Annotated in this window: 21 protein-coding genes and 1 pseudogene; 11 read left to right on the top strand and 11 right to left on the bottom strand. The window is 67.4% G+C overall.

Going from position 1 to position 16922, the window contains the following annotated elements:
* Together B141_RS48180 and B141_RS0132435 are read left to right on the top strand one after the other, a co-directional pair.
* Positions 1–261, top strand: a pseudogene (locus B141_RS48180) (IS630 family transposase); the annotation flags it as partial.
* A gap of 328 nt (positions 262–589) precedes the next feature.
* Complete coding sequence (locus B141_RS0132435) at positions 590–1396, top strand: class I SAM-dependent methyltransferase (RefSeq protein ID WP_040422989.1); 807 nt, start codon at positions 590–592, stop codon at positions 1394–1396.
* Between the two features lie 98 nt (positions 1397–1494).
* On the opposite strand, the gene B141_RS44035 is transcribed toward B141_RS0132435, so the two are convergent.
* The 6 genes from B141_RS44035 to B141_RS44020 are packed head-to-tail and all read right to left on the bottom strand — an operon-like array spanning position 1495 to position 7321.
* Complete coding sequence (locus B141_RS44035; RefSeq protein ID WP_040422987.1) at positions 1495–2538, bottom strand: LacI family DNA-binding transcriptional regulator; 1044 nt, start codon at positions 2536–2538, stop codon at positions 1495–1497.
* Between the two features lie 39 nt (positions 2539–2577).
* Positions 2578–3657, bottom strand: a complete 1080-nt coding sequence (locus B141_RS44030) for a Gfo/Idh/MocA family protein (RefSeq protein WP_020579353.1) — start codon at positions 3655–3657, stop codon at positions 2578–2580.
* On the bottom strand, positions 3654–4523 hold the full coding sequence (locus B141_RS0132420) for an amidohydrolase family protein (RefSeq protein ID WP_020579352.1): 870 nt from the start codon (positions 4521–4523) through the stop codon (positions 3654–3656). The genes B141_RS44030 and B141_RS0132420 overlap by 4 nt, the downstream gene beginning before the upstream one ends.
* Positions 4523–4981: a MaoC family dehydratase gene (locus B141_RS0132415; RefSeq protein WP_020579351.1), complete on the bottom strand. Its 459-nt coding sequence runs from the start codon at positions 4979–4981 to the stop codon at positions 4523–4525. The genes B141_RS0132420 and B141_RS0132415 overlap by 1 nt, the downstream gene beginning before the upstream one ends.
* Entirely contained in the window at positions 4968–6110 is a 1143-nt protein-coding gene (locus B141_RS44025) for an extracellular solute-binding protein (protein ID WP_020579350.1), read from the bottom strand. Before B141_RS44025 ends, B141_RS0132415 begins: the two co-directional genes overlap by 14 nt.
* Complete coding sequence (locus B141_RS44020) at positions 6107–7321, bottom strand: CaiB/BaiF CoA transferase family protein (RefSeq protein ID WP_020579349.1); 1215 nt, start codon at positions 7319–7321, stop codon at positions 6107–6109. The genes B141_RS44025 and B141_RS44020 overlap by 4 nt, the downstream gene beginning before the upstream one ends.
* A gap of 238 nt (positions 7322–7559) precedes the next feature.
* Here B141_RS44020 and B141_RS0132400 point away from each other — a divergent pair, with 238 nt between their 5' ends.
* Positions 7560–7898: an L-rhamnose mutarotase gene (locus tag B141_RS0132400; RefSeq protein WP_020579348.1), complete on the top strand. Its 339-nt coding sequence runs from the start codon at positions 7560–7562 to the stop codon at positions 7896–7898.
* A gap of 180 nt (positions 7899–8078) precedes the next feature.
* Here B141_RS0132400 and B141_RS0132395 read toward each other — a convergent pair whose 3' ends face one another.
* Together B141_RS0132395 and B141_RS0132390 are read right to left on the bottom strand one after the other, a co-directional pair.
* Positions 8079–8876: an SDR family NAD(P)-dependent oxidoreductase gene (locus tag B141_RS0132395; RefSeq protein ID WP_020579347.1), complete on the bottom strand. Its 798-nt coding sequence runs from the start codon at positions 8874–8876 to the stop codon at positions 8079–8081.
* A gap of 138 nt (positions 8877–9014) precedes the next feature.
* A complete protein-coding gene (locus B141_RS0132390) occupies positions 9015–9644 on the bottom strand; it encodes an alpha-ketoglutarate-dependent dioxygenase AlkB (protein ID WP_020579346.1) in 630 nt (209 codons plus the stop codon).
* Between the two features lie 222 nt (positions 9645–9866).
* On the opposite strand from B141_RS0132390, the gene B141_RS44015 reads away from it, so the two are divergent.
* The 4 genes from B141_RS44015 to B141_RS0132370 are packed head-to-tail and all read left to right on the top strand — an operon-like array spanning position 9867 to position 12367.
* On the top strand, positions 9867–10265 hold the full coding sequence (locus tag B141_RS44015; RefSeq protein ID WP_020579345.1) for an ArsR/SmtB family transcription factor: 399 nt from the start codon (positions 9867–9869) through the stop codon (positions 10263–10265).
* Positions 10262–10711 (top strand): SRPBCC family protein, encoded by a 450-nt coding sequence (locus B141_RS0132380; protein WP_020579344.1) that lies wholly within the window; start codon positions 10262–10264, stop codon positions 10709–10711. The genes B141_RS44015 and B141_RS0132380 overlap by 4 nt, the downstream gene beginning before the upstream one ends.
* A gap of 43 nt (positions 10712–10754) precedes the next feature.
* On the top strand, positions 10755–11273 hold the full coding sequence (locus tag B141_RS0132375) for a pyridoxamine 5'-phosphate oxidase family protein (protein WP_202805996.1): 519 nt from the start codon (positions 10755–10757) through the stop codon (positions 11271–11273).
* Entirely contained in the window at positions 11258–12367 is a 1110-nt protein-coding gene (locus B141_RS0132370) for a serine hydrolase domain-containing protein (RefSeq protein WP_202805995.1), read from the top strand. The genes B141_RS0132375 and B141_RS0132370 overlap by 16 nt, the downstream gene beginning before the upstream one ends.
* 33 nt (positions 12368–12400) lie before the next feature.
* On the opposite strand, the gene B141_RS52430 is transcribed toward B141_RS0132370, so the two are convergent.
* Entirely contained in the window at positions 12401–12523 is a 123-nt protein-coding gene (locus tag B141_RS52430; RefSeq protein WP_020579341.1) for a hypothetical protein, read from the bottom strand.
* 457 nt (positions 12524–12980) lie between these two features.
* On the opposite strand from B141_RS52430, the gene B141_RS46490 reads away from it, so the two are divergent.
* Both B141_RS46490 and B141_RS44005 read left to right on the top strand, forming a co-directional pair.
* Positions 12981–13973 carry an amidohydrolase family protein gene (locus tag B141_RS46490; RefSeq protein ID WP_157181464.1) on the top strand — a complete coding sequence of 331 codons (993 nt, stop codon included), beginning with the start codon at positions 12981–12983 and terminating at the stop codon, positions 13971–13973.
* Between the two features lie 98 nt (positions 13974–14071).
* Positions 14072–14674, top strand: a complete 603-nt coding sequence (locus tag B141_RS44005; RefSeq protein WP_020579339.1) for a DUF6506 family protein — start codon at positions 14072–14074, stop codon at positions 14672–14674.
* Positions 14675–14702: 28 nt separating this feature from the next.
* On the opposite strand, the gene B141_RS0132345 is transcribed toward B141_RS44005, so the two are convergent.
* Entirely contained in the window at positions 14703–15197 is a 495-nt protein-coding gene (locus B141_RS0132345; RefSeq protein ID WP_026257760.1) for a MarR family winged helix-turn-helix transcriptional regulator, read from the bottom strand.
* A gap of 229 nt (positions 15198–15426) precedes the next feature.
* Here B141_RS0132345 and B141_RS49910 point away from each other — a divergent pair, with 229 nt between their 5' ends.
* Together B141_RS49910 and B141_RS0132335 are read left to right on the top strand one after the other, a co-directional pair.
* A complete protein-coding gene (locus B141_RS49910) occupies positions 15427–15564 on the top strand; it encodes an NUDIX hydrolase (RefSeq protein ID WP_157181463.1) in 138 nt (45 codons plus the stop codon).
* An 11-nt stretch (positions 15565–15575) separates the two neighbouring features.
* On the top strand, positions 15576–16094 hold the full coding sequence (locus B141_RS0132335; protein WP_020579336.1) for a hypothetical protein: 519 nt from the start codon (positions 15576–15578) through the stop codon (positions 16092–16094).
* 4 nt (positions 16095–16098) lie between these two features.
* Here the strand turns inward: B141_RS0132335 and B141_RS0132330 are convergent, their stop codons facing one another.
* A complete protein-coding gene (locus B141_RS0132330) occupies positions 16099–16857 on the bottom strand; it encodes an SAM-dependent methyltransferase (protein ID WP_020579335.1) in 759 nt (252 codons plus the stop codon).
* Between the last annotated feature and the right edge of the window lie 65 nt (positions 16858–16922).

Genomic DNA, 16922 nt, shown 5'->3' with positions numbered 1-16922 from the left:
GCCCACCCCCGCTTCCACGTCCACTTCATCCCGACCGGATCATCCTGGTTGAACATGGTCGAACGCTGGTTCGCCGAACTGACCACCAAACTCCTCCAACGCGGAGTCCACAAATCCGTGCAGGCACTGGAGAAAGACATCCGCTCATGGATCCAAACCTGGAACGAAAACCCCCGACCCTACGTATGGACCAAAACCGCAGACGAGATCCTCGACAGCATCACAGCCATTTGTAAACGAATTAAAGGCGACGGACACTAGCGGCTACCACCGACGAGACCCCGGCCCCGAAAGCCCAACAAAACAAGGGCATCCAGCATCTGGAAGGGCCATCGTTTTGGGTCGGGGGCGCCCTTGGCCAATAGAGCCGTACAAGGGTGCCCCCGACCCACAACGGCAAGCCATCACGGCGCCTGTGCCGGCCGCAGGGCCCGCTGCCCGACCCGAGGCCCGTGATCATGAAGCCAGAAAGGGCTATACGTCCCGAAACCCTTCATGATCACGAACATGATCACCGGATGGGGAGCCGGCCGGAGGCCCAGGTGGGTTCCAGGATGGCCTTTGGAGCGACCCCATGCCGTCCGCCATGATGGGGTCCGTGTCCAGCGACCAGAGCCTGCGGCTCACCTTCGATTCCGCCGCGTCCCTCTACCAGAACGCCAGACCTGACTATCCCAGCGAGCTGTACGACGACCTGATCGCCGTGACCGGCGTTCAGTCGTCGGCGCACCTGCTGGAAGTGGGCTGTGCGACCGGCAAGGCGACCTTGCCTCTGGCGCGGATGGGCTTTCGGATCACGGCCCTCGAGCTCGGCGAAAATCTCGCGGCACACGCGCGCCGGAATCTGGCCGAGTTCCCGGAGGTCACGGTCGTCACCACGCCGTTCGAGAAGTGGCGGCCCGACAGGCCACACTCTTTCGATCTCGTCTACGCCGCGACGGTCTGGCACTGGCTGGATCCGCAGGTGAGGTACGCGAAGGCGGCGGAGTTGCTCGCGCCCGGCGGCCACCTCGCGATCTGGGAGGCGGCGCACGGCTTTCCGGCGGACTTCGACCCGTTCTTCGCCGAGATCCAGACGGTGTACGAGCAGATCGGCGAGGACAAGGACGACGACGAGTGGCCGCCACCTCTCCCGGAGACGAGGCCGGACAGTTCAACGGAGTTCGAGTCCTCCGGCCACTTCGAGACGGTTGCCGTACGCCGTTATGTCTGGGGACGCCGTTACACCGCGGACAGCTACCTCGCCTTGCTCAACACGTTTTCCGGCCACATTGCCATGGAGCCGGCCAAGCGTGAGTATCTCTATGCCGAGATCCGCCGGCGGCTCGCCGAGCGTCCTGACGGCAAGCTGACCCGCCACTGGGTATCGGTTCTGACGGTAGGCAGACGTGTCTGACGGCGCAGGCAGTTTCGTGGGCACGGGCGGAGTAGACGCACCTGTGGTACGTCGGCCAGACCGGCGTGAAACCCGCTGATCGCCGGAAAAGGTGTTGCCTAGCGAGGAGCCGTACGTCGGGCACGCAACGGGCGTACCGACTCCCGCTCGACGAGGATCGGCGGCGGCTCCTCGATGATCGTGTCGCCCGCCGCGATACCCCGCAGCGCGTCATGCAGCATCCGCACCGAGGTCTGGCCCTGCTCATACACAGGCAACCGGACCGTGGTGACCGGCGGCCAGGAGTGCTCGGCGGTCCAGGCGTCGTGAATCGCGACGACCGAAACGTCGTCAGGAACCCCGAGGCCATGCCGCCGCAGACAGGTGAGGACGGCCAAAGCCGCGTTGACGTTGGCGACCACCAGCGCCGTTGGCTGCTCGCGCTTGGGACGATCATCGCCGAATATCTCGGTCACCGCGTGCTCCGCCGCCGCCGACTCGGGCGCGTAGCCGAAGTGGGTGACGGGCGACAGTTCCGGATCGAGGCCAGCTGCAGCCAACGTCTGCGCGAAGCCGGCACCCCGGCGCCGCGCCGTTTCGGTTGTCTGGAAGCCGTTGACGAGCCCGATCCGCCGGTGACCGAGGCTGAGCAGGTGCTCGGTGGCAAGCGCGGCCGCGCCGTGGTCGTCGATCATCACGCTGCCCGGGTGGCCGGGTAGCACGGAGTTGATGAGTACGACGGGAGCATTGCCGATCCGGCGAGCCAGCGACTCGTCGGTTTCGTCATCGGGCCGTTGCAGGAGGAACCCGTCGACCCGCCCCTCCTCGACCAGCTGTGACATCTGCCGTTGCTCGTCGAACGACTCCGACCGGGCGAACATCAAGGTGTAGCCGAGTTCGCGCGCCTCGTCCTCCACGCCGCGGAGGAGTTCGGAGAAGATCGCGTTGGTGAGCACGGGGACAGCCAGGGCGATCGTGTTGGTACGCGCGAGTTTGAGCGCCCGGGCGGCGTGGTGGGGCCGGTAGCCCATGGCGGCCGCCGTGTCGCGCACCCGCCGCCGGGTTTCCTCGGTCGCCCGCGCCGCCGGGTCGTCGTTGAGAACCCGCGATACCAGGCTGACGGACACACCCGCCGCCTTCGCGATGTCGACGAGGCGTACCACCCGGCAATCGTACCGACCGGTCGCGGCCACCCGACGGCCTCAGCCGAGAGCCACGACCTGCTTCGTGGCGATCGAGGTGTAGAGCGCCTCGACCAGGCGCAGGGTCCCGAGGTTGTCCAGTCCGGAGGATCGCAGCGGTTGGCCGTCGGCGACGGCCCACAACACCGAGGCCATCGGCCCGAGGAAGGCATCGGGGATCCACCGGGTGGTGACGGGGTACGGCAGCCATCCGTCGGTCGGGAGCACCGTGCTGTGGACCTCGAGGGTGTCGGGCCGACCGTGCGGATAGTCGTAAAGGAGCCCGAGCGTGCCGCGGATCGCTCCCGACGTACCGCCGATGCGGAACTCCGCCTTGTTGTCGCCGTGGTCGTTCGTGTGGTTGGCGTGGACGACGGCGCTCACCCCGGAGTCGTAGAGGTACGTCGAGATCGTCCGGGTTTCCCCGACCGCCCGCTGTCCCGGCAGCCGGCCGGCCGCACAGAACACCCCTGCCGGCTCTCCGAGGAACCAGCGAACGACGTCGTGGTAGTGGATGGAGTGGTTCATGATCTCCAGCCGCTCGGTCTCGAGCAGCCATGGCCAGTCAGACCACTCGGTCCAGATATCGACGGTGATGGAGAACGCGGTGATGTCTCCGATCCAGCCGAGCTCGACCATCCGGTGTGCCGCCGCCATGCCCTCGTCGAAGCGGAGTTGCTGGTTGACAGCGAGCACGGTGTGCATCGACTCGGCGAGTTCGACCAGCCGGATTCCGGTGGGCGGGTCGGGGGCGAACGGCTTCTGGGCGAGCACGTGCCGGCCGGCCTGGATGACAGCCGTGGCGACCTCCTCCTGCCGGGCGGCTGGTACGGCGATGTCGACCACCTCGACGGTGTCGTCGGCGAGGACTTCGGCAAGATCGCGGTAGACGGTCGGGATCTCGTGTCGCTCGGCCACGGCCCGGGCGCGCTCGTGGTCGATGTCGAAGACGCCGACGACCGGAAGGCCGGCCGCGCGGTAGGCGGGCAGGTGGGCCACGTCCATGATCGCGCCGGCGCCGACGACGGCGATCGGGCGGTGCACTGAGGGCGGTGCGCTGATGGCGACGGCGTCGGAGACCGCGCTCAGCTCGGTGATCATGCCGTCACCGACAGGGTGAGACCGTAGGTGGCGATCGCCGTACCACCGAGGAGCGGCCCCGCTACCTCGGGTCCGTACGCCGTGACCACCTCGATGACGGCGCCCATCACGCGGTCGTAGCCTCCGGCGACGACGGCGACCGGCCAGTCACTCCCGACCATCAGCCGGGACGGCCCGAAGAACTCCAGCGCGGAAGCGATCCACGGCGCAAGGTCGTCGGCGGTAAAGGCAGCCGGGTCGCCGGTGGCGGCGTAGAGGCCGGACACCTTCGCCACAACGCGGGGGTTGTCCGCCGCGTCGCGGAGGAGGGAGGTCCAGGGCTCGCTCCGCGGCGTACCGATGGGTGGCTTGGCGAGGTGGTCGATGACCACCGTCAGGTTGGGGAACTGTTCGGAGAGGTACGCCACGTGCTCCAGGTGCCGGGGGAGCACCGCCACCAGGTCGAACGGCACCTGGTGTGCCTCGAGGAGGGCGAGCCCTTCGGCGACGTCGGCACGCAGGAGCCAGTCGGGATCGGGTTGGTCGTGGATCAGGTTGCGGATCCCGACGAAGCGTTCGCGGCCGAGGAGTTCCTGGAGTCGCCGCTCGGCCCGCGCGGGTTGCTCGAGCGGGACGTACCCCACCACGCCCAGGATCTCGGGGTGGGCCGCGGCCTGGGCGAACATCGCATCGGTGTCCTCGTCGGAGTCCGCGGACTGGACCAGCACGGTGCCGTCGATGCCATAGGCCGCGAGGTGGGGAGCGAGGTCGGCGTAGTCGAACGCGCGCTGGATGCTCTCCGGCTCCCGGGCGAGCCAGGGGTACCCACCGGTGGAGGGGTCCCAGAAATGCTGGTGGGCGTCGATGACGGGTCCGAAGGCGTGCATCAGGTAGTCGCCTCCTTCTTGTTCACCACGTAGAGATGGGTCAGCACCAGCACGGTTTCGCCGCGCTGGTTGGTCACGGTGACCAGTTCGTCGACCGTGCCGAGCCGGTCGGGGTCGCGACGGTGGTCGCCCTTCGCGACAATCTCGGCGGTCACGCTGATGGTGTCGCCGAGAAACACCGGCTTGACGAACCGGATCCGGTCATAGCCGTAGCTCATCGCCTGCGGGTTGATGTCGCCGGCGGTCATGCCCACCGCGACGGACAGGATGAGCGTGCCGTGCGCGATGCGGGCGCCGAACGGCTGCGTCGCGCACCATTCGGCGTCCAGGTGATGCGGGAAGAAGTCGCCGGTCTGGCCCGCGTGGAGCACCACGTCGGCTTCGGTGATGGTGCGTCCCAGGGTCTGACGGCGTTCACCAATGACGTAGTCAGACCACCAGCGGTCAACGATCCGCATGCTCGTCCTCCTGAAGCCACCGCCTGGCACTGTCGTTCAGTCGAGAGAGGAGTTCGTCGTCGCTGAGCTGTCCCTGGAGGGTCGCGGTGACCAGCGGGGACATCGCGTCCTGGAACGCCATGTAGCCGACGGTGCGCGGCCGGACGTACCCCTGCTCCAGCGTGGCTCTCGTGCCACGGAAGAAGTCCAGCGTCTCGGCGTTCAGCCGCTCGTCCTCCCATGCCAGCGCGTGACCGGGCTGGCCGCCGCCGTCGAAGTAGACACCCGCCTGCGCCTCCGCCGACGCCACCCAGAACGCGAACGCCCGCGCGGCGTCGACGTCGCCCGCGTACGCCGACACCGCGATCCCCGCACCGCCGAGCAGGGATCCGCGCGGGCCGCTCGCATCGCAGGGAATGTCGATGTAGCGCAGCCGGTGTCGCCGGAAACCAGCGCGGCTGTAGTTGGTGTAGCCGAACAGCAGCGGGCAATAGGCGTACGTGTCGCCCGCGGCCAGGCGTTCGGCCACCTCGATGGGGTTGTGAACGAGGCAGTCAGACGGGACCTGCGCCGCGAGTTGGTGGAGCCGCTCGAGTGCGGCGTACGCGTCCTGGGCGTCGAGGAACACGCCGGGGCGGGAGTTCGGGGGAGTGCCGTTGCCGGCGGCGATCGTGAGGAGGCTGGAGTAGGCGTCGATCGGCTTCGCGGGCCACAGCACCCGGCCTTCACCGGCCAGGGCAAGGACTCCGTCCCAGTCTCGTGGCGGGTCGGAGATCAGGTCCGGGCGGTACGCCGCGACCTGCGCGGCGGCATCGTTCGCCAGCGCCCACTGGTGTCCGGCGTGGGTGTAGCTGCGGTGGGACGCCCCGACGCTGTGGCGGGCAAGCTCCGCCAGCTGGTCGTCGTACCCCACTCCGTCGAGTGGCGCCAGCAGACCCTGATCGGCGGCGAGGGGAATGTGCGGATGGTCGATCACCAGCAGGTCGTACGCGCTGGCAAGGTCGGCCAGGGGCGCGTCGGCGAAGGCCTGCAACGAGCGGTGGTCCCACCGGACCTCGTGGTCGGTCAGCTGGTGGTAGCGCGCGGCGGCCGCGGCCATGCTGCCGTGCCCGCGCGGGTGTTCCCAGGTGATCCCTCGAAGGTTGGTCATTGGTTGGCTGCCAATCGGTGCGGGCGGTCGTCCGTCAGCTCGTCGAGCAGCGCGTTGTGCTGGCCGAGCTTCGGGGCCGGCCGGTCGCTGCGCAACGTCTGGCCGTCGATCCGCAGCGGTGATCGGGTCGTGGTGAGGAGCAGGTCGTTGCCGTTCTCGGTGAGCTCGGCGTCCCGCCGCACCTGCTGGGTCATGGCGATCGCCGCGAACTCCTCGCTGGCGACCAGCTCTTCCAGAGTGAGGACGGGCGCACACCACACGTCGGCCGCGTCCAGTACCGCCAGCCAGTCGGCGGTCGTGCGGGCCCGCAGCCGGTCCGCGATGAGGTCGGTGATGGCGTCCCGCTGGTCCCACCAGATCTGCTCGTCAGTCATCTCCTGGAGCTGGGGTAGGTCGAGCAGGCGACCGAGCTCGGGGATGGGGTTCATCGCGAGGGCGAGATAGCCGTCAGAGGTGGGGTAGGTGCCGTACGGCGCTGGCAGGAACGCGTGCGCGGAGTGGGTCCCGCCACGCCTGACCGCGACGGTCGAATCATTGAGGTGGGTGCTCAGCAACTCGAACTGCAGGTCGAGCATCGCCTCGAACAAACTGGTCTGCACGAGTCCGCCGCGCCCGGTCCGTTCCCTGCGGAAGAGCAGCGCGGTGACACCCTGGGCGAGGTGGCAGCTCGTCAGGTGGTCGGCGATCGAGAGCCCGACCGGAACCGGCCGGTCGACGTCGCCGCCGTTGAGCCAGGGGAGCCCGCTGACCGACTGCGCGAGGAGATCCTGGCCGGGCCGGTCGCGCCAGGGACCGCTGTCGCCGTAGCCGCTGGCGCTGCCGTAGACGAGGCGAGGATTGAGCTTCGCCACCGACTGCGGGTCGAGGCCGATCCGCTCCATCACGCCGGGACGGAAGTTCTGGATCAGGACGTCGGCGGTCTCGATGAGGCGGCGGATGATGGCGAGGTCGTCGGGATCCTTCAGGTCGGCGGTGACGCCGAGCTTGTTGCGGTTCATCGCGTGGAACGACACGGTGTCGCCGTCGGCGACGCGTCCGGCGAACGCGAGCCGGCGGCCGATGTCGCCGGTGTGGGGGCGTTCGATCTTGATCACGGTCGCCCCGAGGTCGGCCAGACGAAGGGCCGCCACCGGGCCGGCGAGGAACTGGCTGAAGTCGAGTACGCGCACGCCGGCGAGTGGCAGATCGGGTGGTGTCTCGGGGTCGAGCATGCCTGCTCCGTTCCGTTCCGTTTCCGTTCCGGACCGCATCGCCAACTGTGGGGAGCTTCCTCGCCACGCGGTTCTGTCGGGGATGGGCAGAAAGGTAGCAGACAAACGATTGCTCACCATGGCCGAATTTGCGTATGGTGAGCAAGGTCCTCCTTGATTCGGGCTCTGCCAGGCGTTCCGGGCTTTGCCCGGCCCGGACCGTGTTCGTCGTTGATCGTCGTTCGAGCGAGGGGGAAACGTGATTGTCCCGCTGCACTCGGTGCTGCGGCCCGGAGCCGAGGCCGACTACGAACGCGAACACCAGCGGATTCCTGACGACCTCGCCGCCAGCTTCGCCCGGATCGGCATCCGGAACTGGTCGATCTGGCGCAGCGGCCGGGATCTGTTCCACCTCGTCGAGTGCGACGACTGGGTAGCCGCGATGAAGGCCCTGGCGGGCGACCCGGCTGACGAGGCGTGGCAGGCGCACATCGGCCGGTACGTCGATCACTTCGTCGGCGCCGAAAGCGGCCCGGCTGGTCAGGTGCTCCCGCACGTCTGGAGCTTGCGCGACCAGGTGGCAGACGACAGCACGTGAGTGCGTTCGCGCGCGGCGGCCTTAATGATCACGTATACGTGGTCATTAGGTGCCTCACGCGGTGCCGATGCCATGCAAGGCAGGCAATGACCACGTATACGTGATCATTGAGTTCCCGCCAAGCAAGGTCGAATTCGCGACGTCCCCCGGATGAGGGAGTAGGTGCGACCCCAGGGGTCGTCAGGTCGTTCGGGCCGCCTGGTCGTAGGCCGCCCGCGGCACCTGGGTGGCGAGCTTGCCGCCGCTCACGTCGATCAGCGTTCCCGTCACGTAGCCGGCCTGGTCTGAGGCGAGGAAGCAGACCAGGTTGGCGATGTCGTCCGGCGTACCCCAGCGGCGGATGGTGAGCAGGTCGAGCAGGCGGTCCTGCTCGGCCGGCGGGCGTTCGGCGAAGTGGTTCATCTGCGTGGGCACCATGCCCGGTGCGTACGCGTTGGCGGTGATGTTCCACGGCCCGAGTTCGCCGGCCAGCGCACGGGTGAAGTGCGCGACCGCCGCCTTCGCCGACGCGTAGGCCGAGTGCCCGGCGGTGGGCACGATCGCGGCGAACGACGAGACGTTGATGATGCGTCCGGCACGCTGCGCCTTCATCACCGGGACGACGGCCTTGCACATCAGGAACGTTCCGGTGAGGTTGACGTCGTGACAGTCGCGCCAGCTCTCCTCGGACAGGACGTCGACGGGCCCGCCCGCGGTGATGCCGGCATTGTTGACCAGAATGTCGACGCGGCCGTGTCTGCGTGCGGTCTCCTTGACGACCTCCTGGATCCGGGCCAGGTCGGTGACGTCGCAGACGAACTGGCTGGCAGGCGCACCTTCGGCGGCGAGCTGGGTGCCCAGCGTGTCCAGGTCGTCGGCGTGAACGTCCAACGCGACCGTGGTGACGCCCTCGGTGGCGAGGCGACGGACCAGTGCGCGACCGATCCCGCGCCCGGCGCCGGTCACCACGGCGACGCGTCCCCTGAGGTCGATGTGCATGCACCCTCCCTGGCTCGCGTTCGGCGGGTCGCGTTCGGTCCACGACGTCTTCGCCAGCAGCCAACCACGTAGGCGGGTCGGCGACCGTGGAGGTGTCCGGGCATGGTCTGCCCGTCTCGCCCAACGGTCGGTGTGTGGTCAGCGCACGCCGCGCGGACGGAACTGGACGCTGATCCGCGGCCCCACCACGCCCTTGATCTTGGGCACGCAGTGCTCCCAGGTGCGCTGGCAGGACCCGCCCATCACGATCAGGTCGCCGTGGCCGAGTGGGCACCGGACCGACTTACCGCCGCCACGCGGTCGCAGCAGCAGGGAACGCGGCGCCCCGAGCGAGACGATCGCGACCATGGTGTCGGCGGTGCGGCCATGACCAATCCGGTCACCGTGCCACGCGACGCTGTCGCTGCCGTCGCGGTAGAGGCACAGGCCGGCTGTGCGGAACGGCTCGCCCAACTCCTCGCGGTAGTAGGCGTCGAGCGCGGCCTTCGCCCGGACCAGCAGCGGGTCGGGGAGCGGAGCGTCCTCGTCGTAGAAACAGAGCAGCCGCGGAACGTCGACCACGCGGTCGTACATCTCCCGCCGCTCGGCGTACCACGGCACCTTCTGGCGTAGTCGCTCGAACACCTGGTCGGAGCCGCGCACCCAGCCGGGTCGCAGGTCGATCCACGCGCCGAGGCTCAGCGGGACGCGGCGGACGACGCCGGCGAGCTCGCCGAGGCCCGGCTCGTCGTCGTAGTCCAGCAGGGAGGCCTGGAACGCCGCGGTCACGGTCCTGACTCTACCCGATGGTTCGAACACGCGTTCGTTAGCGGGGTGTGTCTAGTGCGTCAAGATTTCTGGCGGGCTGACCTCACGCCACGACAGGCCCACCTTGAGGGGCGCATCGCGTGACCCCGATGCCCGCGACAGAAGTCCGTGCTCAGTTGAACCGAGAGCAAAAGCTTAAGCGACGACTTGACTTTATGGAGGGGTGCTCCTACGGTTAAGTGCATGCTTAACCATGAGTGGGCGGGCGCGGATCGGGTGTTCCACGCTCTCGCCGATGCGAACCGGCGGGCGATCATCCAGCGCCTGACCCGCGGCCCGGCCACGGTGAGCGAACTGGCGCGCCTGCTCGGCGTGACGGTCGCGGCCACGGTGCAGCACCTGCAGGTGCTGCAGACGAGCGAGCTGGTCCGGTCGGAGAAGGCCGGACGCGTCCGCACCTGCCAGATCGATCCATCCGGCCTGCGGCGCGCCGAGGAGTGGCTGCGCCTCCAGCGAACGACGTGGGAGCACCGCCTCGACCGCCTCGGCGACGTCCTCGGCGAGAGCGCGGCCGACCACTCCACGACAACCACGACCTCAGACGACCCCTCCACGACTTCACGTGAGGAGCCCAGATCATGACCGACCACTCGGTGAAGCACAGCACGTTCACGTTGGAGCGGACCTACTCCGCCTCCCCCGCACAGGTTTTCGCGGCCTGGGCCGATCGCGACACGAAAGCGAAATGGTTCGCCGCCAACGACACCGACTACACCCTCGACTTCCGCGTCGGCGGCGCCGAAGCCGCCCACGGACGCACAGACTCCGGCGCGGATATCGTCGCCGAGTCGGTCTACCGCGACATCCTCACCGACGAGCGCATCGTCTACACCACGCTGCTGTACGGCCGCGGCGTGCTGGCGACCGTGTCGGTGACCACCGTGGAGTTCGTTCCGGACGGCACTGGCACGCACCTGGTCCTCACCGAACAGGACACCTTCCTCGACGACCAGGAGCAACCCGAGTGGCGCCAACAAGGCACCGGCGACTGGCTGGACGCGCTCGCTCGCGAACTCGGGCGGTCTTGATGGCCAGCGGCACCATGCTCGACGGCACCGAGGATGTGACCTGTTGGAAACCGAACCGGATGCTGTACTGGGGCCGTTCTCGCTTCCGGGCGCGCAAGCGACGCCATGGGCGTCGGCATTGGCCGTCCTGGGTGAGGCGGAGGTCTTCTGGCCTTCTACGGTGCGGCCTGACGGGCGACCGCACGTAACGCCGCTGTTGGCGGCTTGGAGTCTGGGCGGCGTGTGCTTCACCACGGGTGATCAAGAGCGCAAGGCACGCAACCTTGAGCACAATCCCCGCTGTGTGCTGACGGCCGGCACGAATGCCTTGACCGGTGTGGATGTCGTCATCGAGGGTGTCGCATCCGTGGTGGATGAGCGCTCCGAGCGTGAACAGGCCGCCGCGGATTTCGAGCGGAAGTATGGCACGCATCTGACGAGCCCCGAAGGTGCCTGGTGTCGGTTGGGCGAGGCCGTCATCGCTGGCGACACCAGGCTGTATCGAGTCGCGCCGACCATCGGATTCGCCTTCGGCAAGCTACCGACGTCCAGCCAGACTCGCTACACGTGGCCAAAGCGGTGATGATGATGCTTTCACTGCAGCAAAAGGTCCAAGCCGTTCTCGACGAACTCGTTGATACCGGAGCCGAAACCGGCTTGCAGGTTGCCGTCTATCACCACGGTGCTCTTGTTGTCGACGCCGTCGCCGGTATCGCCGACGGCCAGACCGGGCGCAGGGTGAACCCGCAGACGCCGTTCTTCAGCTTCTCTACTGGCAAGGTCATGACGTCGCTGATCGCTCACCTGCTCGTCAGGACCGGTGCCGTCGGATACGACACACCAGTGGTCGACCTGTGGCCAGAGTTCGGTGCCCTCGGCAAGGCGACTGCGACTCTTCGCCACGTGCTCACACACTCAGTCGGCGTGCCGGCGATGCCTCGTGGCCTCGGCCCTGCCGACCTGGCTGACTGGTCGCGGGTCTGCACCGCGATCGCCGACGCCGAACCGCGGTGGCGACCCGGGACCGAGACGGGATACCACTCGTTCACCTTTGGCTTCCTGCTCGGCGAGGTCGCACGCCGGGCCACAGGCAAACCAATGCGGCAACTCCTGCACGAGTGGGTCAGCCTGCCCCTGGGTATCGACGGTGACCTGTACTTCGGTGTGCCCCGAACCGACCTGACCCGGCTGGCACGACTCGAAGACGCCGCACCGCCCCCGATCGCCCGACCCGACCGCGATGCCGTTCTTGCGCCCTGGGAACTGCAACCCACCGCGGCCATGGGCAACAACCACGACATCCTGCAAGCTGACATCCCGTCGGTCGGCACCTTCACCGCCCGGGGAATCGCAGCCATGAACGCCGCCGTCCTCGACAGTCGGCTCATCGATTCCCGCCAACTCCAGGAGATGACGGCGGTGGCCTTCGAGGGCACCGACCAGGTCTTCGGTAACCATGCACAGCTGGCCCTGGGCTATCCGCTCGGCCGCATCGGTACTCAGCCGGAACAGACACCTACCACATTCGGCTGGGTCGGTGGTGGCGGCAGCTACGTCTACGCCGACACCGCCACCGGCACCTCCTTCGCCATGACCAAGAACCGGCTCACCCCCCACTTCAACACCGCACAACGACTCGCAGACCTGACCACAGCCGAGATCAACCCACATGCTTGAGGATCGACACCAAGAAGCCCTTCCGCGTCCACATCACGCCGCGGCGTTGCAGAACATGCACGCCTTCGACCCGACAGCACCTACCTGCACCAACCGCTTCAGCGGGTCGACCGCAGGAAGCACCCCCCCGACGTCGTCGGGAGTCATGGCCCTCATGCCCGAAAAGACAGACCAAGATCAACTCCTGCCAGAAAGTTGACGCATGACATGTGAAGCGCCGTGATCGGGAGGAATCGTGCGGAACCACGGACGCCAGCAGGGCTGATCAGAGAGAACGATCACACGGGAAACGGCGAGCTGTCCCCGCGGGGCCGCCGCACCTGAATCCGTGGCCGTTACCGGAACGGCTCTCCCTGGCGTTCTCGGGCCTTTCTGCGGCCCCCATCCGCGCGGCCAAACGATGACATCAGGTCAAGGGTCCTCGTGCGAGCACGGGTTCGTCAGCTTCGTTCAGGGCCCACTCTCGCTGATCCTGAGCTCTGCTTTCCGCCCTGCCGGAACTTCGTCGAGCCGGCTGCTTTCGTGCTGGTTGTGGAGTCGGCGTTCGGCTAGCTTCGGCGACGGGTTCAACCCAGACGGGGTCGACCCGGTCGACGTGAAGTGGAGGGCGAAGTTGACAGCACTTCCCAAGGCGGATCTGCATCTGCATCAGGAGGCGCATCGCTGTCTGGATCGCATCCTCGCCCGTCGTGAGGGGCGCGCGGCGTTCGACTGGGCGGCGTGGCGGAGACACTTCATGGAGACGGTGCCGCCCGGACCCCAGCGGCTCCGACTGATCGGCTCAGTGAAGCCGGTGCCGCTCGCCGACGACGATGACGAGATGTTTGTGGCGAGATTCGCTGAACTCCTTGAATATGAAGGGGCCGCCGGCGCCACCTACGTGGAGGTTCGGTGTGGCGGCGACACGATCCTCAAAGACGGGTTCATGGATTTGTTTCGCCGGGCGGAACGACAAGCCCAGGAGCGGTATCCGCGCCTGCGTGCGGAGGCGTTAGCCATCGTCATGATGGGAATGCCTCCCGAGTGGATCAGGGAGATCGCGGACGCGTGCATACGCACCAGAAGCGAAGGTCTTGCTGGCGTTGACTTCCTCTACGAGCCGTACCTCAGCGAGGCCGACTGGACTCCCATCTACGCACTCGCGGAGCGGTTCGCCGGCGTTGGCCTCGGAATCACCGCGCACGCTGGGGAAATGACGCCGGCCAACATCGCCGCCGCGGCACGCACTCCTGGCCTGACGCGGATCGGGCACGGCATCTACGCCGCCGCCGAACCCGCGTTGATGGACCTCCTCATCGAACGCCAGATCACCTTGGAGTGCGCACTCACGTGCAACACCTTCCTGGGCGCCGTACCCTCACTTGCCGAGCATCCGTTACCGCGGCTCGTCGAGACCGGGGTCAAAGTGACCCTCGCCACCGACAACCCGATCCAGGTCGGCACCACGATCGAGGGTGAGTACGCCGCGGCCGCATCGCTTGGCGTTACCGCCGGTCAGCTTGCCCAGATCACCCGGACGGCGATCCAGGCGGGTTTCACCACGCCGGACCGGCGTTCCGAACTCCTCGCCGAGCTGGACGCGTACGTCAACGACGCCCTGCGCTAGCAATCACTTCATCCCGTCTGGGAATAGCCTCGCGCCGCTCTGGAGTTAGCTTGGATGAAAGTAGTTTAGGACCAAGCTAAATGAGAGGGTGGCACACGATGGGTGACTACGAGGGCGCGTTCGTCTTTCTGGAGCCCACTGCGGAGAAGGACGGGACCTGGGCCACGCTCGACCAACCGGGCGCACGCACCGCGCTGGTCTGGGTGCCTGACGCCGAGGCCGCCGCACGCGTCGCGGACCGGTTGGCGGCGGACGGCGTACGCCTGATCGAGCTTTACCGCGGCTTCGACCTCACCACCGCCGCAAAGGTTGTGGCGGCCGTCGATGGGCGTACGCCGGTCGGCGTGGCGTCCTACGGGTTCGGGGCCGTACGGACCGACAGCCCGCGGCACTCCGTGACGATCTACGCGGACACCGGCGCGGATCCGGCCGCGGACCGGATTGCCCGCCAGCACAATGGTGGTCGTACGACCACCATCGTGGGTGCCCCCGACGCGCGGACCGCCGCGCAGGTGGCGGTCCAGGCGGTCAAGGACGGTGCGGACCTGATCGAGATCTGCGGGGGTACGCCGCTGACGGTCGCGGCCGAGGTCGCCGCGGCCGTCGATGGGGCGGCGCTGGTGAGCCTGGTCAGCTGGCCGTTCGAGTCGATCGATGGCGCCGCGGCCTACAAGGCGTCCTTCGAGGCCCAGGTCTACTGAGAGCCTGAAACCTGAACCTTGACCGCGGTCAGGATTGTTCCTGGTGCAGGAGGAGCCGCTTCAGTGTGCCGGCCAGCGTGCTGCGCTGCCGGTCGCTGAGCGGCTCCAGGATCGCCCGGTCGGCATCGAGGACGGCTTCGAGTGCCTGCGCCGCGATCCGCTCACCCGTCTTGGTCAACCGGATACGGATCGCACGGCGGTCATCGGGATCAGATTGTCGCTCGACCAGGCCGAGGCGTTCGAGACGATCGACCCGGGCGGTCATCGCGCCCGACGTGATCAATACCGACCGGGCCAGTTCCCGAGGATGCGTACCCTCCGGGTCTCCACGCCGGCGAAGCGTGTTCAGAACGTCGAAGTCGGCGTAGCTCAGGCCGAACGCCCGCAAGGTCTCACCGAGCAGGCCGCGCGCGTTCTCGGCACACCGGAGTAGCCGTCCCACGACCAGGAGGGGACTGGCATCGAGACCAGGCTCGCGTTCCGCCCATTCGTCGACCATCCGGTCGATGGAATCCTTGGACACGGCATGAGCGTATCTGGCACCGCGAGCCAGGGTGACCGACAGCGCTGGGAACTCCGTGGAGCAGGGATTCGGTGGTCGCGCCCTCAGGATTAGACTGTGGCGCCATGCTGCTGGAGCCCGACCCTCCTCCTGTCCCGCGCCCGAGCGCTTGCGGCAGCGATACTTCTTTGCCCGGGTTCCTGCGTTCGAGATTGATACCTCGGGTTTCGAGGATCTGGAGAAGATCAGTGTGACCGGTCATCGCTGGTGGACCGTCGAGGAGCTTTTCGCGACCACGGATCTCCTGCGGCCAGCGGGGCTGCCGCGGTTGCTCGCGAATCTGTTGACGGGCGGGCCACCCACAGAGCCGATCATCGTGGCCGGCTGAGGGTTTGGCAGATGTCGACGACGCTGTGGGCCCTGATCGACGAGGCGCTGATCGGTGATGGTCAGATCGCGCCGTTGCGGGTGGGCGACAGCCTGTTCGCCGGGCTGTCAGTGATGGCCGGACCTCGTCGAGACGCTGGATCCGACGAGGACGGAATTCGGCTTCTCAGCGATGAGCAGGGGATCTACCGCATCACCGGTACGGCGCGGTCGGATGGCTATACGTGGATCATCGACGCCGGTGACCTAAGAATTGTTGCGTATCAGGAGCCGCGGCGACCCGCTGTCGGCGTGCGCTATGCCGTCGAAGGCGCGCTTGCGGTGGCATGGGATTACGAATGGGATCTCGCGACTGACCCGGAAATGGGCGGCGCGCCGTACGACGGCCGGCGTACCTGGCGGGTCCTCTCGATCCGGACGGCTGTCCGCCCTGCGCGGGATTCGTACGTACGGCATCGTGGTCCCGCCGTGCACCAGTTGCCCCGCTGGCCCGACCATGACCACTGGCTCCAACTCGCACCGACGACCTGAGGGCCTATTCGATGGGCTCTTCAGCGGAGAACGGGCGAGCGAGCATCAGATAGGCGAAGCCCAGAACTTCGCGGTAGCCGCGCAACCACTCGTTGCGGTGTTTGTCTGCCATCCGGCGGATGTCATCCGCTCCTGGGGTGTGGCCGTAGCTGATCAGCCAGCTTTCCCAGTCCGCCAGGTATCCCGACTCGAACTGCTCCCATTCGTCGCGGCTTGCGGTCTGGACGGAGAGTGGACGGAAACCCGCCTGGATGGCGAGGTCTACCAGCCCGGCGAGATCGTGCAAGGAATCCGGTGCCATCCCCACCGAGGCCGCTTGCGCGACGGTGGGCGGGTGTTCCCAGAATCCGGTGCCCAGCAGTAAGCGGCCACCGGGGCGGACGGTGGAGTGAAGGCTCCGCATGGCCTCCCGCTGATCACCGAAAGCGTGGTCGGCGCCCACGCAGATCACCGCATCGGCAGGCTCGGGCATTGCGCTCAGGTCGGCGACGGTGAAGGTTACCCGGTCGGCAAGCCCCCGGTTCGATGCATTGGCGCGCCCACGTTTGATCGTTTCGGCGTCGGAGTCAACGCCCCAGCCAGTTGCCGTCGGTGCCATGGCAAGTGCGCGCAGGAGTAGCTCGCCCCAACCGCACCCGAGATCGACAATCCGTGCCGGTTGGCCTGACGCGATGGTCCCCGCAATCGACTCGGCACGAGCATCGGACAGCGGTGCGTTGAAGTCGAGGAATTCGTAATATCCGGGCGCTGGGGGCTGGCTCACGGCGCTGAGAGTAGCCCAATCAGGACTAGGTGAGTGACCCAATTACTGTGCCTCAGATCCAGCCG

Origin of the sequence: Actinopolymorpha alba DSM 45243, from assembly GCF_000373925.1 — a bacterium.
In the GTDB taxonomy this organism is placed as follows: domain Bacteria; phylum Actinomycetota; class Actinomycetes; order Propionibacteriales; family Actinopolymorphaceae; genus Actinopolymorpha; species Actinopolymorpha alba.
This window is presented reverse-complemented; position numbering and strand designations above follow the sequence as displayed.

Excerpts from the sequence above, each read along its gene's own strand:
- B141_RS0132435 (WP_040422989.1), top strand. The coding sequence starts at position 590 with ATGGGGTCCGTGTCCAGCGACCAGAGCCTGCGGCTCACCTTCGATTCC.
- B141_RS44030 (WP_020579353.1), bottom strand. The coding sequence starts at position 3,657 with ATGATCACCGAGCTGAGCGCGGTCTCCGACGCCGTCGCCATCAGCGCA.
- B141_RS0132420 (WP_020579352.1), bottom strand. The coding sequence starts at position 4,523 with ATGCACGCCTTCGGACCCGTCATCGACGCCCACCAGCATTTCTGGGAC.
- B141_RS0132415 (WP_020579351.1), bottom strand. The coding sequence starts at position 4,981 with ATGCGGATCGTTGACCGCTGGTGGTCTGACTACGTCATTGGTGAACGC.
- B141_RS44025 (WP_020579350.1), bottom strand. The coding sequence starts at position 6,110 with ATGACCAACCTTCGAGGGATCACCTGGGAACACCCGCGCGGGCACGGC.
- B141_RS44020 (WP_020579349.1), bottom strand. The coding sequence starts at position 7,321 with ATGCTCGACCCCGAGACACCACCCGATCTGCCACTCGCCGGCGTGCGC.
- B141_RS0132395 (WP_020579347.1), bottom strand. The coding sequence starts at position 8,876 with ATGCACATCGACCTCAGGGGACGCGTCGCCGTGGTGACCGGCGCCGGG.
- B141_RS44015 (WP_020579345.1), top strand. The coding sequence starts at position 9,867 with ATGCTTAACCATGAGTGGGCGGGCGCGGATCGGGTGTTCCACGCTCTC.
- B141_RS0132380 (WP_020579344.1), top strand. The coding sequence starts at position 10,262 with ATGACCGACCACTCGGTGAAGCACAGCACGTTCACGTTGGAGCGGACC.
- B141_RS52430 (WP_020579341.1), bottom strand. The coding sequence starts at position 12,523 with ATGAGGGCCATGACTCCCGACGACGTCGGGGGGGTGCTTCCTGCGGTC.
- B141_RS44005 (WP_020579339.1), top strand. The coding sequence starts at position 14,072 with ATGGGTGACTACGAGGGCGCGTTCGTCTTTCTGGAGCCCACTGCGGAG.
- B141_RS0132335 (WP_020579336.1), top strand. The coding sequence starts at position 15,576 with ATGTCGACGACGCTGTGGGCCCTGATCGACGAGGCGCTGATCGGTGAT.